The 14508-nt window shown below is 36.1% G+C and carries 14 protein-coding genes; 10 read left to right on the top strand and 4 right to left on the bottom strand.

Features of this window, described 5'->3' with window-relative positions; translation table 11 throughout:
* The first annotated feature begins 204 nt into the window (after nucleotides 1–204).
* The 5 genes from ODR02_RS19805 (at nucleotide 205) to ODR02_RS19785 (ending at nucleotide 4150) form a co-directional block, all read left to right on the top strand.
* Nucleotides 205–570 carry a BlaI/MecI/CopY family transcriptional regulator gene (locus ODR02_RS19805; protein ID WP_041461463.1) on the top strand — a complete coding sequence of 122 codons (366 nt, stop codon included), beginning with the start codon at nucleotides 205–207 and terminating at the stop codon, nucleotides 568–570.
* Nucleotides 571–575: 5 nt separating this feature from the next.
* Nucleotides 576–2462, top strand: a complete 1887-nt coding sequence (locus ODR02_RS19800; protein ID WP_309513238.1) for a M56 family metallopeptidase — start codon at nucleotides 576–578, stop codon at nucleotides 2460–2462.
* 57 nt (nucleotides 2463–2519) lie between these two features.
* Entirely contained in the window at nucleotides 2520–3419 is a 900-nt protein-coding gene (locus ODR02_RS19795) for a GLPGLI family protein (RefSeq protein WP_209784189.1), read from the top strand.
* 164 nt (nucleotides 3420–3583) lie between these two features.
* A complete protein-coding gene (locus ODR02_RS19790) occupies nucleotides 3584–3697 on the top strand; it encodes a maltose acetyltransferase domain-containing protein (protein ID WP_309513237.1) in 114 nt (37 codons plus the stop codon).
* A 186-nt stretch (nucleotides 3698–3883) separates the two neighbouring features.
* Entirely contained in the window at nucleotides 3884–4150 is a 267-nt protein-coding gene (locus ODR02_RS19785) for a DapH/DapD/GlmU-related protein (RefSeq protein ID WP_309513236.1), read from the top strand.
* 169 nt (nucleotides 4151–4319) lie between these two features.
* On the opposite strand, the gene fsa is transcribed toward ODR02_RS19785, so the two are convergent.
* On the bottom strand, nucleotides 4320–4973 hold the full coding sequence (fsa, locus tag ODR02_RS19780; protein WP_076597548.1) for a fructose-6-phosphate aldolase: 654 nt from the start codon (nucleotides 4971–4973) through the stop codon (nucleotides 4320–4322).
* Between the two features lie 252 nt (nucleotides 4974–5225).
* On the opposite strand from fsa, the gene ODR02_RS19775 reads away from it, so the two are divergent.
* The gene (locus ODR02_RS19775; protein ID WP_309513235.1) at nucleotides 5226–5714 is read left to right on the top strand and encodes a YdeI/OmpD-associated family protein; all 489 of its coding nucleotides are present in this window, start codon (nucleotides 5226–5228) and stop codon (nucleotides 5712–5714) included.
* A 156-nt stretch (nucleotides 5715–5870) separates the two neighbouring features.
* Here ODR02_RS19775 and ODR02_RS19770 read toward each other — a convergent pair whose 3' ends face one another.
* Entirely contained in the window at nucleotides 5871–6413 is a 543-nt protein-coding gene (locus tag ODR02_RS19770) for a tetratricopeptide repeat protein (protein WP_209784192.1), read from the bottom strand.
* A 189-nt stretch (nucleotides 6414–6602) separates the two neighbouring features.
* On the opposite strand from ODR02_RS19770, the gene pepE reads away from it, so the two are divergent.
* The 4 genes from pepE (at nucleotide 6603) to ODR02_RS19750 (ending at nucleotide 10815) form a co-directional block, all read left to right on the top strand.
* Nucleotides 6603–7295 carry a dipeptidase PepE gene (gene pepE, locus ODR02_RS19765; protein WP_309513233.1) on the top strand — a complete coding sequence of 231 codons (693 nt, stop codon included), beginning with the start codon at nucleotides 6603–6605 and terminating at the stop codon, nucleotides 7293–7295.
* Nucleotides 7295–8158 carry a hypothetical protein gene (locus ODR02_RS19760; protein ID WP_309513232.1) on the top strand — a complete coding sequence of 288 codons (864 nt, stop codon included), beginning with the start codon at nucleotides 7295–7297 and terminating at the stop codon, nucleotides 8156–8158. The genes pepE and ODR02_RS19760 overlap by 1 nt, the downstream gene beginning before the upstream one ends.
* Nucleotides 8159–8267: 109 nt before the next feature.
* Entirely contained in the window at nucleotides 8268–9641 is a 1374-nt protein-coding gene (gene dacB / locus ODR02_RS19755; protein WP_309513231.1) for a D-alanyl-D-alanine carboxypeptidase/D-alanyl-D-alanine endopeptidase, read from the top strand.
* A gap of 7 nt (nucleotides 9642–9648) precedes the next feature.
* Complete coding sequence (locus ODR02_RS19750) at nucleotides 9649–10815, top strand: sensor histidine kinase (RefSeq protein ID WP_245169685.1); 1167 nt, start codon at nucleotides 9649–9651, stop codon at nucleotides 10813–10815.
* Nucleotides 10816–10874: 59 nt separating this feature from the next.
* Here the strand turns inward: ODR02_RS19750 and ODR02_RS19745 are convergent, their stop codons facing one another.
* Together ODR02_RS19745 and ODR02_RS19740 are read right to left on the bottom strand one after the other, a co-directional pair.
* A complete protein-coding gene (locus tag ODR02_RS19745) occupies nucleotides 10875–12731 on the bottom strand; it encodes a M61 family metallopeptidase (RefSeq protein ID WP_309513230.1) in 1857 nt (618 codons plus the stop codon).
* A gap of 134 nt (nucleotides 12732–12865) precedes the next feature.
* On the bottom strand, nucleotides 12866–14497 hold the full coding sequence (locus ODR02_RS19740) for a M1 family metallopeptidase (protein ID WP_209784197.1): 1632 nt from the start codon (nucleotides 14495–14497) through the stop codon (nucleotides 12866–12868).
* Nucleotides 14498–14508: the final 11 nt, after the last annotated feature.

The raw sequence follows: 14508 nt of genomic DNA, 5'->3' as shown, positions 1-14508 counted from the left end.
CAGTGGATAGTCCTATTCATTTAAAATTTAATAAATTTTAACTAATTTTATTTATTTGATTTTCAATACATTACGTTTTTAATAAGTTTATCACTAAAAAAATAGTTGTTTGAGTCAATTTTATTTCTACATTTGTATAACTAATTTATTAGTGATATAGAATTGACAGGTTTTATATCATTATAATTAATAAATGAACAGGATATGAAAATTCAGACTCTAACAAAAGCAGAAGAACAGGTAATGCAGTATTTATGGAAAATAGAAAAAGGCTTCCTAAAGGATGTTCTTGATCTTTTTCCGGAACCGAAACCGCATACCAATACCGTTTCTACCATTTTAAAAGTATTGAAGGACAAAGAATTTGTAGATTATCGTGTACATGGAAGACAGCATGAGTATTTTCCGCTTGTTTCAAAAGAACAGTATTCCGGGAAAACGATGAAAAGTCTTGTAAAGAATTATTTTAAAGGTTCTTACAAAAGTGCCGTTTCGTTTCTGGTAGAAAAAAATGAAATGACAGTAGAAGATTTGGAAATGTTATTAGATGAACTGAAAAAGAAAGATTAATACCTATGGAAGCAATACTTTTATACTTTGGGAAAATTATTTTATGTTCAGGTGTAACGTTTTTGTACTATCAGTTGTCTTTAAAGGACAAGACATTCCATCATTATAACAGGTTTTATCTGTTGGCAGCAATTGTGATGTCACTCTTACTGCCACTCATCAGAGTAGACGATTTTACGATAGAGGTTAATAATGATGTTTACATGCTTCTTAATAAGATTCAGAATTTTAACACAGAAAAAAACATAGACAATGGTAACCTTTATTTTAACATTATTTTTTCAACTCTGGGACTGGTTTCTCTCTATTTTTTAGGAAAGCTGTTGTATGGGATTTTCAAAATCCAGCAGTTTAAAAACCAATTTCAGAAAGAAAGTTTTGACGGGATCAACTTTTACCGTACAGACCTTACCGAAGCTCCATTTTCCTACTTTAAAAACCTGTTCTGGAAGAATACAATCACCTTGAATTCTGATATCGGAAAGCAGATTTTAAAGCACGAGATGGTACATATTGAACAGAAGCATTCCTTTGATAAGATCTTTATCGAGATTATTACCTCTGTTTTCTGGTTCAATCCGTTTTTTCATATCATCAAAAAAGAAATTAATCTAATCCACGAATACCTGGCTGATAAAAAAGCCGTAAAACAATCGGACACCAAAGCATTTGCGCAGATGCTTTTAACAAGCCACTTTTCCGGAACACAGTTGCCTGTTGCCAGTCCGTTTCTAAGTTCAAACCTTAAAAAAAGACTTAAGATGTTACAAAAACCTAAAACCAAGTTCGGATATGCGCGAAGAATTCTTGCATTGCCAGTTGTATTTACAATAGCTTTTGCTTATCTGGTAAATGCAAAGAACAGAGAAATTGAGGAAACCAATCTTTCTATGAAAAAAGTAGTTTCAGAAATCAAGAAAGATACTCTAAGACCTGAAAAATCTGGTCAGGAAAAAATTGCAGAATTGAAACCTATATCACCGGAAGATCATACAAAATTATCCGGGCTGGAAAAAAAGCTGAAAGAAAAAGAGAAAGAGCTGGAAGGTCTGGAGCCTGAAAGTGATGCTTTCAGTGATAAAATTGAAGAAATAAGTACTCTGGCATCAGAGATAGGAGAGATCACAGCCAATGTTGAAGTTGATAAATATTTCAACTCTGTTGAGTGGAAGAATCAAATGAAGGCGCTTGAAAATATGGATCCTCTTGATAAAAAAGAGCTTCGAAAAATAAAAAGAGCGGCAAAAAAAGCGGGAAGAGAGGCTGCAAAAATAGGAAAAATAGTAGTTCCTCCTACACCGCCTACAGAGCCCAAAGAACCCAAAGTAGTTTATTTTAAAAATAACAATACCGTTTACTATAAGGATCTGAGCTCTAAAGAAAAAGAAGAAGTACGCAAAGCAATGGCAGAAGCCAGAAATGCAATGAAAGAAGCAACTAAGGCCAGAGTAGAAGGAGAAAAAGCACGTGTAGAAAGTGACAGAGCAAGAGCTGAAGGAGATAGAATAAGAGTACAGACTGAAAGAATCAGGATTGATGCAGACCGGATCAGAAAAGATGTTGAAAAAGCCCGCGCGGAAGCCGAGAAAAGATCATTCAGTTTCAGAGATGGTGCTTTTATCAAAGTTACGAATGGTTCACCGGATGTTCTTGTAATGAATGCAGACTTCATTAAAAAAGACGGCAATGGAAATATTGCGATGAACGGAGTCAAAAAGTTTAAAATAAACAGCAATGACGACGTAAAATACAAATATTATATTGACGGGAGAGAAGTCTCCAAGGATGATGTAAATTCATTAGATACAAGTAATATATCGAGAGTGAATGTCAATACCCAGAAAAAAGGAGACTTTAAGGAGGGAGAAGTTAGAATCGAAACAAAGAAATAAAAGTTCCATCAGGCTTTGTCAATTTCAGGATAGGCAAAGCCTTTTTAATCATACACTATGAAAAGTAAAATCCTATTTTTTATGCTTTTGGGCGTACTTGCCAGTGCTCAGGTCAACAGGTTCTTCTATGAATACAAGTTTATTCCGGATTCCAATAACAAGCAGGAAGTAAAGACGGAAATGATGCTTCTGGATATTGATAAAAATGGATCAAGCTATTACAGCCGCGATAAATTTGTTGCAGATTCTATCGGAAAAGCAGAGCTTGAAAAACAATTAAAAGCCGGAGGCGGAAATATCAGTGTGAACAGAAGAGAAAGACCCGGTCTGGTTTCTTATAAGGTAACCAAACAATACCCGGATTTTAAAACCTATCTTTTCAAAAACGTTTCTACCGATAAGTATAAAATAAAAGAAGATCAAAAACCGGAATGGAAAATATTACCTGAAAAACAAAAAATTGGAACTTACCAGACTCAAAAAGCTGTTGCCAGTTTTGGAGGTAGAGAATGGACTGCATGGTTTACAACAGATCTTCCTTTTCAGGATGGCCCTTACGTATTCTATGGACTTCCGGGATTAATCGTAAAGCTTGAAGACGCTACAGGTTCTCATATCATGACGATGATAGGAAACAAAACAATTGGTGCTCCGGCTGATGAAACGGAAATGCAGCTTCCGGATAATGTAAGAGTTTTGGGAATAGGCGGAAAAGAACTTGAAGTAACAAAAGATCAGTTCAGAAAAGTATGGAAAGCTTATGTAAATGATCCTGCCAAGAATATGAGAGAAATGATGATGAAAAGCGGAGATGGTACGAAGGTAAGCTTTAAGGTCAGAACAGGAGATGGAAAAGAAATTTCAGACCCTAATCAGGTATTCAGAGAGATAGAGAAAAATACCAAAGAGGCTCTTAAAAAAGATAACAATCCGATAGAACCGGATCTGGTAAATTAAAAATTATATATTTTCTAATATCTGCAGGATGGCATTTTTTGTCATCCTGTTTTTTATTTTGGGAAAAGAAATCAAGGGAAAAGTGACAAATATCAATTCATTATGTTATGATATATTTATTATCTTCAAGGAACAATAAGTAATAACAATCAACATTATATCTCATGACAGAAAAGGGAAAATGTGCAGCCGGGCTTTTATACAATGCCAACTATGACCAGGAATTAATTCAGGAGCGGATAAGATGTAAAGATTTGTGTCAGGAATATAACGGATAGAAAAATTCTGATGCAGAAAACAGATACCAACTCCTCAAAAGAATAATCGGCAGTATAAAAGAAAATATCTGCATAGAACCCAACTTCTGGTGTGATTACGGATACAATATAACCGTTGGAGAGAATTTCTATGCCAATCATAATCTTGTTATTTTAGATTGTGCCAAGGTAGAGTTTGGTGATAACGTGTTCATTGGTCCCAACTGCAGTTTTTATACAGCAGGTCACCCACTTGATGCAAAACAAAGGAATGAAGGACTGGAGTATGCTCATCCCATCAAAGTGGGGGATAATGTATGGCTGGGAGGTAATGTTGTTGTTCTCCCGGGAGTTTCTATTGGAAGTAACTCGGTGATTGGAGCAGGAAGTGTTGTCACAAAAGATATTCTGGATCATTTAGTCGCAGTAGGAAATCCTTGCAGGATTGTAAAAAATATTTCTGCAGAAAATTAAAAACGATACCAAACTAACCATGAAAAAAATGTTCATTCTATTCAGCCTTATGTTGGCTGCATTAACCAGTGCCCGGAATCAAAGATTATTGAAATAAGTTTATACATTAAAAAATAAAAACCCGGAACAATATTTCCGGGTTTTATTATATCTGAATAAGGATCAGTGATTATGCTAATTTCTGAGAATCTGCAATAAACTGAGCCAATCCGCTGTCTGTTAATGGGTGCTTCAATAAGCTCAAGATCGGAGGAAGTGGAGAGGTAATAACATCAGCTCCGATTTTAGCACAGTCAATAATGTGCATTGAGTGACGGATAGAAGCCGCTAAAATTTCAGTTTCGAACATGTAGTTATCAAAAATTAATCTGATTTCCTGAATAAGGTTCAAACCGTCTGTAGAAATATCATCTAATCTTCCCAGGAATGGAGATACATAAGTTGCTCCTGCTTTTGCTGCCAAAAGAGCCTGCCCCGGAGAGAAGATCAAAGTACAGTTTGTTCTGATTCCTTTGTCAGAAAAATATTTTAAAGCTTTGATTCCGTCTTTGATCATCGGAATTTTTACAACGATATTAGGGTGAATAGCAGCCAATTCGTCTCCTTCCTTAATCATTTCTTCATACGTTGTAGAAAGAACTTCCGCAGAAATATCTCCGTCTACAAGTTCGCAGATCGTTTTATAGTGGTTTCTGATCGCTTCCGCTCCCTGAATACCTTCCTTAGCCATTAATGATGGGTTAGTGGTTACTCCATCTAAAATTCCAAGATCTCTGGCTTCTTTGATTTGCTCTAAATTAGCTGTGTCAATAAAAAATTTCATTTTGATAAATAGATTTATTGATACAAATATAGGGAATTAATTGGGTTCTGAGATATGAATTTTGAGTTACGAGGTTCGGGTTTGTGGGTAGGAGAGTGAGAGGGTTTGAGGGTTTGGATGCGGGAGTGTATGAAAGTAATTGTTTTTGAAATAATAAAAAAGAAACTCCATACCTATTCATCAAACTGTTATTTTTGTTTCTAGTTTCTAGTTTCTAGTTTCTAGTTTCTAGCCTAATTTAAATTTGCATCCATGAAAAACAACAGTTTCACAGCTCCATTAGAAATCATAGGCATTAATCCTTTTGTTTTTATTCCGGAAGAGATTTTGGAAGAGATTTTTACTGCTTCGAAAAGAAATAAAAGTCCTATTGCTGTAAAAGGAACGGTAAATGGGAAGGAATTTAAGCAAAACCTGATGAAATATCTGGGTGAATGGAGGCTGTATATCAATCTGACAATGCTGAAAAATTCCCCGAAAAGAATTGGCGAAGTTATTGAAGTTGCTCTGGAATATGATGATTCAGATAGAAGTATTTCCATTCATCCGCAATTAGAAAAAGCAATCAAAGAAAGTGCTCTGGCCACAGAAAATTTTGATAATCTGATTCCTTCAAGAAGAAATGAGCTGATCCGCTATATCAACAATTTAAAAACGGAAGCCAGCATCCAGCGGAATATTGAGAAGATCATCCGGCACTTGCACGGTGAAACAGATTTTTATGGAAAGATGATTGAGTAGATGTAAGAGAATCAAGAATCAAGAGTCAGGAATCAAGATGTGGAATGATGAACTTTTATTTTAAGGAATGAATAAAGAAATTTTGAAGAGAAAAGAATTTATCATTTAAAGAGTAAATAATAAAAATGCCGGAAAAACTTTCCGGCATTTTCTTTACTAAGAATTTAATGTTTTGCTAAGCTTTACAGCATCCTCGTTGGTTGGGTCATACTGTATAGACTTTGCAATGTGTTCCTTTGCTTTATTAGGATCAGTTTGCTGTTCTGTAAAGGCAAGATAGAAATAGGCGTATGCCAGATTCTTCTTATTTTGCTCTACTTCTTCAGGTTTTACTGTTGCAATATACTTTTCATAAGCAATTTTTGCATTGGCATCATCTTTTGCAGACTGATAGGCATAAGCCTGGCTGTAATAAGACGGAGCCCAGTCCGGTAATAAAACAGATATTTTTTTCCAGGTATCAATGGCGTTTGGCCAGTCTGAAGCTTCCTGATAAGCACCAGCCAGTTTCGCTAATGATTCTGTATCCTTGGGATTGGCTGCGATCTGCTTTTTAAGACCTTCAATTGTTGGATTCGTAGTTTGACTCGTTGCTGCTGAAGTTTCAGGCTGAGTCGTTTGTGCGTTTACAAGACTTACACTTCCTGCCAGTATTAACCCTAAAAAAAGGTTTCTACTATTAATTTTACTCATTTTCATAATCTTATATTTTAAATTCGAAATCTAAAATTCAATAATAATTCCACAAAATCTAAAATTTTAGAGGATTTAAGTTTTTTTAGAAAATATTAACGGGATTGAGGTTTTTTTTAATTTAATTTTTGATTCGTTCATGTTTGACGTTATCTTTGTCATTCATTTTTTTATTAATATCTATAATTACATCAGATGAACATTATATTAGCTTCTACATCCACTCTTTTTGGGGGAGACTATCTGGAATATTTAAGAGAAGAATTAATCCAATTATATAAAGGAATTGACGAAATTGTGTTTATTCCTTTCGCAAGACCAGGCGGAATTTCTCATGACGACTATACCGCAAAAGCACGTTCTTTCTTTGAAACAATCAATGTAAAAGTGAAAGGACTTCATGAGTTTGAAAATAAAACAGAAGCCCTGAACCAGGCAAAAGGATATTTTACCGGAGGAGGAAATACTTTCTTATTGGTGAAAACATTACACGAGGAAGGTTTGATGTCTGTCCTGAAAGAAAATGTATCAGGTGGAAAAGCTTATCTTGGATGTAGCGCAGGAAGTAATATTGGTGGACAGAACATGAAAACGACCAATGATATGCCGATTGTGTATCCGCCAAGTTTTGACTGTATGGGATTGGTTCCTTTCAATCTCAATCCGCATTATCTGGATCCTAACCCGGATTTAAAACATAACGGAGAAACCAGAGAAACCCGTATTAAAGAGTTTCTTACCCAAAACGATATCAAAGTGGTGGGCCTTAGAGAAGGAAACTGGATCAGAAGAAAGGCTGACCTAATAACCGTAGAAGGAAGTGAACTGACAAGGATTTTTGAAAAAGATAAAGAACCTTACGAAATTGAGGCTGGCAGTAAACTTTAATGAATACAGAAGAAATTACTCTTTTCATAGAACGTAACCTCACTAATTTTTCAGTGAACAGTACCGGATGGAATGATCTGATCCGGGGCTTGCTGTATGAATTTGCCATGGCAGGCTGGAATAAGGAACACCGTGTCTTTGGTAAGGAAAAGTTCGGCGAATTGAGATGTTATACGTATTCTGAAGACGAAACACTCAATAATAAACTTAAAAAAATCAAAGATAAATATTCAGAATTATCTGTTAAAACCTGTGAGATCTGTAGCGGGGAAGGCAAAATCAGAACAATCGATTCATGGCAGACCACCTTATGTCTGAATCATTTTCTGGAACAGCAGCCGGTTATTGAAATTGATGACAAACAGAATGTCAGAAGAAATAATAAGACCGTTCTGAATATTAAAAATATTGTGAAAGCTGAAGTAGAATATGATCTTCAGAAATTATGGCTTTACACAAAAGAATATGATGATTTTGAAGAGAGAAAATATTTCTCATGGCAGGAACCCAATTATTATCTGCTTTTAAAAATGATTCCACGCTCACTTTTTCCGAAAGGCAGACAAAATGAAATTTCCTTGCTGTTCCAAAGCTTAAATAATTGTGAAATATGTGGATATAAAGCTGTACACCAAAGAAATTGCCTGCGTTGTCATCATGAATCCTGGAATCCTTCCGGATATTTTATTCAGGATTACGGCGAAAAATCAAACTATATAAAAGAATGTCAGATGGATATTTTCTTAGATGAAGATGATTATGAGAAATATTTTAAATATGACCAGTCGTTTGAAAAATCTCCTGACCATCAAATTCTTTTCACCTCCGATGATCTCAGGGAGTATGAAAAGTTTTTATTTTAACTATATTTGATTAGAATTTAGAGATACTAAAAAGGTTCAGTACATCGATCATCATTACTGTGAGTGAGCTGTTTTGAGCCCTATTTGTTTAGACCCAAACAACAATGCAATGAAAAAAACACTTGCTGTTCTCACACTTTCCGTACAGGTAGTGGCCGCACAGAATATTGCCCAGAAATTAGATAAAGTAACGAAGGATTTGATGGATTCTTCGGGAGCCGTTTCTTCCAGTTTATCATTTTATGTTTCAGATGAAAACGGTAATTTTATCTACGAATACCAGGGCAGCAAGGGACTTTCTACTGCTTCTACACAAAAGATTTTTACTGCAGGTGCAGCATTGGAAACTTTAGGGAAAAATTATACTTTTACAACCACCTCTAGCTATTCCGGAAATATATCCGGAGGAACACTGAACGGAAATCTTTTCATCAGTTCCAACGGTGATCCTACATTAGGAAGCTGGAGATACGATGCCTATAAACCTGAAAATTTTAAAAAGAAACTGATAGATGCCATTAAAACTTCAGGAATAACGAAAATATCAGGTGATCTTGTCATTGATGATTCTTATTTTGATCATCAGACGATTCCGGGCGGATGGCCGTGGGATGATCTTGGCAATTACTATGGAGCAGGAGTGTGGGGAATAAACTGGAAAGAAAACCAGTTTGATATCAATATTAACGGAACTGATTTTAAAAGCTTTTCTTATCCGCTGGAAGGCGTGAAATGGCTGAATGACTTGAAAACAGGAGGAAGCTCAGATCAAAGTCTGATCTTTACAGCACCTCATTCTGATGTAGCTCTGATTAACGGAATGCTTCCGTCAGGAAAAACAGTAACCGTTTCCGGTTCTACACCTAATCCACCTTTACAGCTGGCAGTAGAAGTACAACAGTGGCTGAAAGAATCAGGAATTGAACTTTCAGGAAAAGCAGTAACGAATTCACAGCTTGAAATAGAGGGAAAAACAGTTTTGACAGCTCCGAAAAATAATATTCTCCTGACTTATCAATCGCCGACTCTTGATAAAATCGTTTACTGGTTTCTAAGAAAAAGCATCAATCTGTATGGAGAAACATTGATTAAAACTTTAGGAAAAGAGAAAAAAGGAAATCCAAGCTTCAAAAGTGGAATTTCTTACCTGAAGGAGTTCTGGAAATCAAAAGGAATCAATCCTAATATGATCAATTTTGCTGACGGAAGCGGGCTCTCACCACAGAATTATGTGGCGGCCAAAGCAGAGGTACAGGCTCTTTTATATGCGAAAAAACAAAATTGGTTTGAAGCCTATTACGATGGTTTCCCGGTTCAGGATAATGGAATGAAGATGAAGAGCGGAACCATGAGAGATACCAAATCTTTTGCGGGATATCACACGGCAAAAGATGGGAAAAAATATGTATTTTCGATTATTATCAACAACTATCAGGGAAGTGGGAATGCAGAGCTGCAGAAAATTCTGAATGTTTTAAAATAAAATAACTTTGAGAAAATCCATACTTACAAGGCTGAATAACTGGATCATTTTTGTGGTGATGACTACTTTGGTGATTGCCATTGTAGTGGCTTCAACATCGCTTATTAATTTTCTCAGAAAAGAGGAGATTAAAAGGATCAGCCTTCTTTCCAAAGCCATAAGAATACAACAGGAAGTAAAAACGCCTGATACGGATGTTCTGGATCTGCTTCCGGATATCCTTAATATCAACAATACTATTCCGTTTATTGTAACAGATAAATACAAAAACCCTATTCTTGATCTTGGATATTACAGGAATATCCCTGAAACTACCATAAAGAATCCTGAAGAACTTCAGGATCTGATCCGGAATATGGAGAAGAATTATGCTCCTATTGAGATCAAAGTACCGGATGGAAACAATCAGTTTGTATACTACGACAACTCGCGTCTGCTTAATAATCTCCGGTATTCTCCTTATATTTTAGGACTGTTTATTCTGTTGTATTTCGGTTTTTCTTTCTGGTTTTTCAGGACAATTAAAAAGACAGATGAAGGTTACCTTTGGGCAGGTCTGGCTAAAGAAACGGCTCATCAGATCGGGACACCTTTATCTTCCATGATTGGGTGGATAGAAATTATGAAGCTGGATAATCCTGAATCAGAAGGCGTACATGAGATAGAAAGAGATATTGAAAGACTCAGAACAATTTCAGAACGATTCTCAAAAATAGGTTCTATTCCCGAACTGAACGACAGAAATTTCAATGAAACGATTCAGGAGAATTATGACTATTTAAAGACCAGGATTTCCAGAAAAATTAACTTTACGTTGAATCTTCCTACTTACACGGTTTTGGTACCTCATAATAAAATCCTGATGAGCTGGGTGATTGAGAATCTGGTGAAGAATGCTGTGGATGCCATGAAAGGCGAGGGTGCTATTACCATGTCAGTTTTTGAAAGAAACAAAAATATTCTGGTTGAGGTAAAAGACAATGGAAGTGGCATGACAAAGCAACAGGCAAGAAATGCCTTTAATCCCGGTTATTCTACCAAAAAAAGGGGTTGGGGACTAGGGTTGTCATTAGCAAGAAGAGTCATTCATGAATACCACAACGGAGATATTAAAATTTCCCAGACTGAGGTAGGAAAAGGGAGTACCTTTAGAATAACGATTAAAAAAGAATGACAAGTTTGAACTTGCCAACTATGAAAATAAAAAGCGGGGAAATTTCCCCGCTTTTCTCTTTATTTTTTACCAGTGAGCCACTGTGTTTGTAATTTTAGTTCTTCCGGAGTTGGATTAGCCTTGAATGTAAGCGTTTCCATAGTCATTTTATCCAGAATAGCTTTTCCTTTCAATGTCATTTTCTCTTTCTTACCGGCATTATCTCTTAGAATAGTTACCGTAACTTCCTGTCCGTCTTTGATGGTTCTTGTATAGCCGATAAAATCCTGTACTTTTTTGATATCTACCGTTCTTCCATCCAGAGCAAGTACCTGGTCGGTGATTTTAAATCCGATACTTTTTGCAAATGGAGACAATGCAGAATGATCATCAAAAGCAAAAGCATTGGTCTTTTCATCAAAACCTGTCTGATTCGGATCTTTGATAAACCAGAACAGAGGCTGGCTTTCCTGTTTTTTAATATCTACGCCTACCATGCTCAGGTATTGTGCATAAGGGGTTGGCTGGTTTCCTGCAATATATTTGTTGTAGAATTCTTTTACCTGTGGATATCCGGTTACCGTTACCAGTTCGTCAATCAGTTTATCATCTTTGAACGGTTTGTTTTCACCAAATCTCTGAGACAGTTTTCTGATCATATCACGATATCCCATTTCTCCGTTGGAAAGTTTTCTAAGCTCGATATCCAGACACATTGCCAGAAGAGCTCCTTTTTCGTAAACGTTTCGATATTGATCTTTGTAAGGCTCTACCAATACATTTTTACTCATTACCGTAAATGGCATGGTATCATCATAGCTCTTGGAGTTGGCAATTTTCTCTCCCATTCTTTCAAGGAACTGATCTTTATTGATCAGACCTTCCTGAATCTGGAAAAGATTGGCAAAATATTCCGTTCCGCCTTCGTACATCCATAAGTGCTGAGACATTTTCGGATCTGCATAATCGAAATAGTGAATTTCTTCAGAATGCGTCTTCAGAGGATTTACAGTATGGAAAAATTCGTGGGAAACCACATCTGTAATGGTGTTGTCAATAGCATCTTTCGGCATTGCTTCCGGAAGCACTACACTTGTAGATTCGTGGTGTTCCAATGCTCCGAATCCCTTCACTTTAGGTCCATCACCACCGGAAAGATAAAGCATGATGGCATATTTCTTATTGGTATTCATGTCTCCAAGGAATTTCTTCTGGGCAACAACCATCTTTTCGAGATTATCTTTAAAATCTGCTGCTTTATATTTTCCTGTTGGAGAATATACGCCTAATACAAGATCCATTCCTCCGGCATTGAAGGTAATATAATCAGGCTTTGTATACATCAGCGGAGAATCTGTCACCTTAGCATAATTGGCAAGAGTATAAGTATCTGTAGATTCAGATTTGTCCTGATCTACCAAAGCTGTTGTTCCGTAGAAATCAGTAGGTTTCTGAACGACAAGCTGATAAGGAACATCCTGCATATTTTCAATATATCCGATAAATCCGTGGGTATTGATCATATATACTTTTCCAGCCTCAATATCTGTTCCTGAAGGTGAAAATACGGCTTTATGCTTTGATGTATCCAATTCATCATCAAAGCTGTCATTCACAAGATAAGAGATTTTGGAAAGTGCCTGAGCGTTTTTCAGTGAATACGTATTGTCATTTACTTTGGTATAAGTAAGCTCTTTTCCTTTATTATCGTAAAATTTGATTCCTTCGATGAATCTTCCATAGTCGTCTACAGAATAAGTACCCGGAACTGTTTTTGGGAAGTGAAATTTAATATCCCCGGATTTCATTTTCGGGAATTCCATGGTAACGGTTACTTTATCATCTTTTACATTGACAAGGTCAATAGTTGTTTTTATAGACTGAGCATTTGCTAAAAAAGCAGCAAAAATACCAAGGCTAAGTACTGTTTTTCTCATTAGGTTTACATTAATAGTTAAATAGTTGCTTTTTTTATCGTTTTGTTACGGAGAAAGTATTAAACTTTTCTTAAATTTTTACTGTGAAAAAGCGAAAAGGCAAATCTGCGGGTGTGCAAATTTGCCTTTTTTATTTATTTAGTATTAGAATAATTAATATAATAATTAGGGTTTAGCTCCACCGGAGTACTTTTCTTAAGCTTTACGGTTTGCCATTCTTCTGTTGGATTTATGGTCTGATCACCATTGATGATGATAGGTAATTTCAGATTTTTTACCACATCAGTATAACGGAACTTTAAAGTATCCCCATTTTGAGCATACTCAAGAGTTGGGATTTTTATCGTTCTCAGATACTGATCAAAAACAGTTGAGAAATCAATTCCCGATTTTGAGGAGATATAATTTTCAATCTGCTGGGTAGTAACGGTCTGATGATAAAAATCTTTATTCAAACCTCTTAAAATCTGTCTGAATTTGTCATCATTATTGATTACCTGTCTTATCGTATGAATCATGTTGGCTCCTTTCGGATACATATCTCCGCTGCCTTCATTTCTTACGCCATACTGGCCAATAATAGGAACGTCGTTGTCTATCCCTTTCCTGATCCCCTGAACATAGATTTCAGCAGATTTTTTGTCCATATATTTTTCCGTGAAAAGAGTCTCAGAATAGTTGGTGAAACTTTCATGGATCCACATATCCGCCTGATCTTTTGCGGTAATATTATTGGCGAACCATTCGTGGCCGCTTTCATGAATAATAATGAAATCCCAGTTTAATCCAACTCCTGTCCCTGAAAGATCTCTTCCAAGATAGCCGTTCTGATATTTATTTCCATAGGCTACATTACTCTGATGTTCCATACCAAGGTGAGGAGACTCTACAAGTTTGTATGAATCTTCATAAAACGGATACGGACCAAACCAGTATTCAAATGCTGAAAGCATAGGTTTTACCTGTTGAAATTGTTTTTTTGCCTTGTCTAGATTATAGTCAATTACCCAATAATCCAGGTCCAGTTTTCCTTTTTCACCCTCAAATACATCTTTAAAATTCACATATTTTCCTATACTCGGGATAATGGAGTAGGCATTGATGGGATTCTTAACCTCCCAGGTATAAGTAGTTTTACTGCCCGTTGTTTTTTTATCAGTTAGCCTGCCGTTACCCACACCTACCAGATCATTAGGCGTTACAATTTTCATAATGATTCCGTTATCAGGTTCATCGCTCCAGATATCTTTGGTAGGAAGCCATATAGAAGCTCCTATTCCTTCGTCAGCAGCAGTCATCCATGGATTTCCTTTTTCATCTTTAGTGAAAACCCATCCGCCATCCCAAGGTGCTTTTTTAGCAATGGTAGGATTCCCTGAATAGGTGACAGTAATGGTGTATTTTTCGCCTTTTTTGAATTTTTTATTGGTGGTAATGAAAATAAAGTCTCCATCCTGCTTATAATTGGCAATAGGAAAGCTTCCTTCAATTTTATCAGCTTTCATCGGTTGCTGAAGGTCAATCTGGAAAACAGGATTAGTAACATCTTTGATGATCTCAAAACTGATTTTATTATTTCCTTTAATGCTTTTCTGTTCAAAATCAGGCTCTACGGAAAGATCATATTTTTTGACATCCCAAAAATTTCTGAATTCGGTATTGGAACCCTTTAATGTATCCTGTTTGGTGAAAACCTTACCCTTCTCAAAGAACTGTCCGAAAACCAGTCCTGATGCAAATAAGAGTGTATATGACAATTTTTTCATTTAAACTTTTA

Origin of the sequence: Chryseobacterium sp. CFS2, assembly GCF_036543225.1 — a bacterium.
GTDB lineage: Bacteria > Bacteroidota > Bacteroidia > Flavobacteriales > Weeksellaceae > Chryseobacterium > Chryseobacterium culicis_A.
The sequence above is the reverse complement of the archived record's forward strand: the minus strand, read 5'-3'. Positions and strand labels throughout refer to the sequence as shown.

Bases quoted from the DNA above. Each gene is read 5' to 3' on its own strand.
- ODR02_RS19740 (WP_209784197.1), bottom strand. From the start codon at position 14,497: ATGAAAAAATTGTCATATACACTCTTATTTGCATCAGGACTGGTTTTC.
- ODR02_RS19805 (WP_041461463.1), top strand. From the start codon at position 205: ATGAAAATTCAGACTCTAACAAAAGCAGAAGAACAGGTAATGCAGTAT.
- ODR02_RS19760 (WP_309513232.1), top strand. From the start codon at position 7,295: ATGAATACAGAAGAAATTACTCTTTTCATAGAACGTAACCTCACTAAT.
- ODR02_RS19770 (WP_209784192.1), bottom strand. From the start codon at position 6,413: ATGAAAATGAGTAAAATTAATAGTAGAAACCTTTTTTTAGGGTTAATA.
- ODR02_RS19790 (WP_309513237.1), top strand. From the start codon at position 3,584: ATGACAGAAAAGGGAAAATGTGCAGCCGGGCTTTTATACAATGCCAAC.
- ODR02_RS19800 (WP_309513238.1), top strand. From the start codon at position 576: ATGGAAGCAATACTTTTATACTTTGGGAAAATTATTTTATGTTCAGGT.
- ODR02_RS19745 (WP_309513230.1), bottom strand. From the start codon at position 12,731: ATGAGAAAAACAGTACTTAGCCTTGGTATTTTTGCTGCTTTTTTAGCA.
- fsa (WP_076597548.1), bottom strand. From the start codon at position 4,973: ATGAAATTTTTTATTGACACAGCTAATTTAGAGCAAATCAAAGAAGCC.
- pepE (WP_309513233.1), top strand. From the start codon at position 6,603: ATGAACATTATATTAGCTTCTACATCCACTCTTTTTGGGGGAGACTAT.
- ODR02_RS19775 (WP_309513235.1), top strand. From the start codon at position 5,226: ATGAAAAACAACAGTTTCACAGCTCCATTAGAAATCATAGGCATTAAT.
- dacB (WP_309513231.1), top strand. From the start codon at position 8,268: ATGAAAAAAACACTTGCTGTTCTCACACTTTCCGTACAGGTAGTGGCC.
- ODR02_RS19795 (WP_209784189.1), top strand. From the start codon at position 2,520: ATGAAAAGTAAAATCCTATTTTTTATGCTTTTGGGCGTACTTGCCAGT.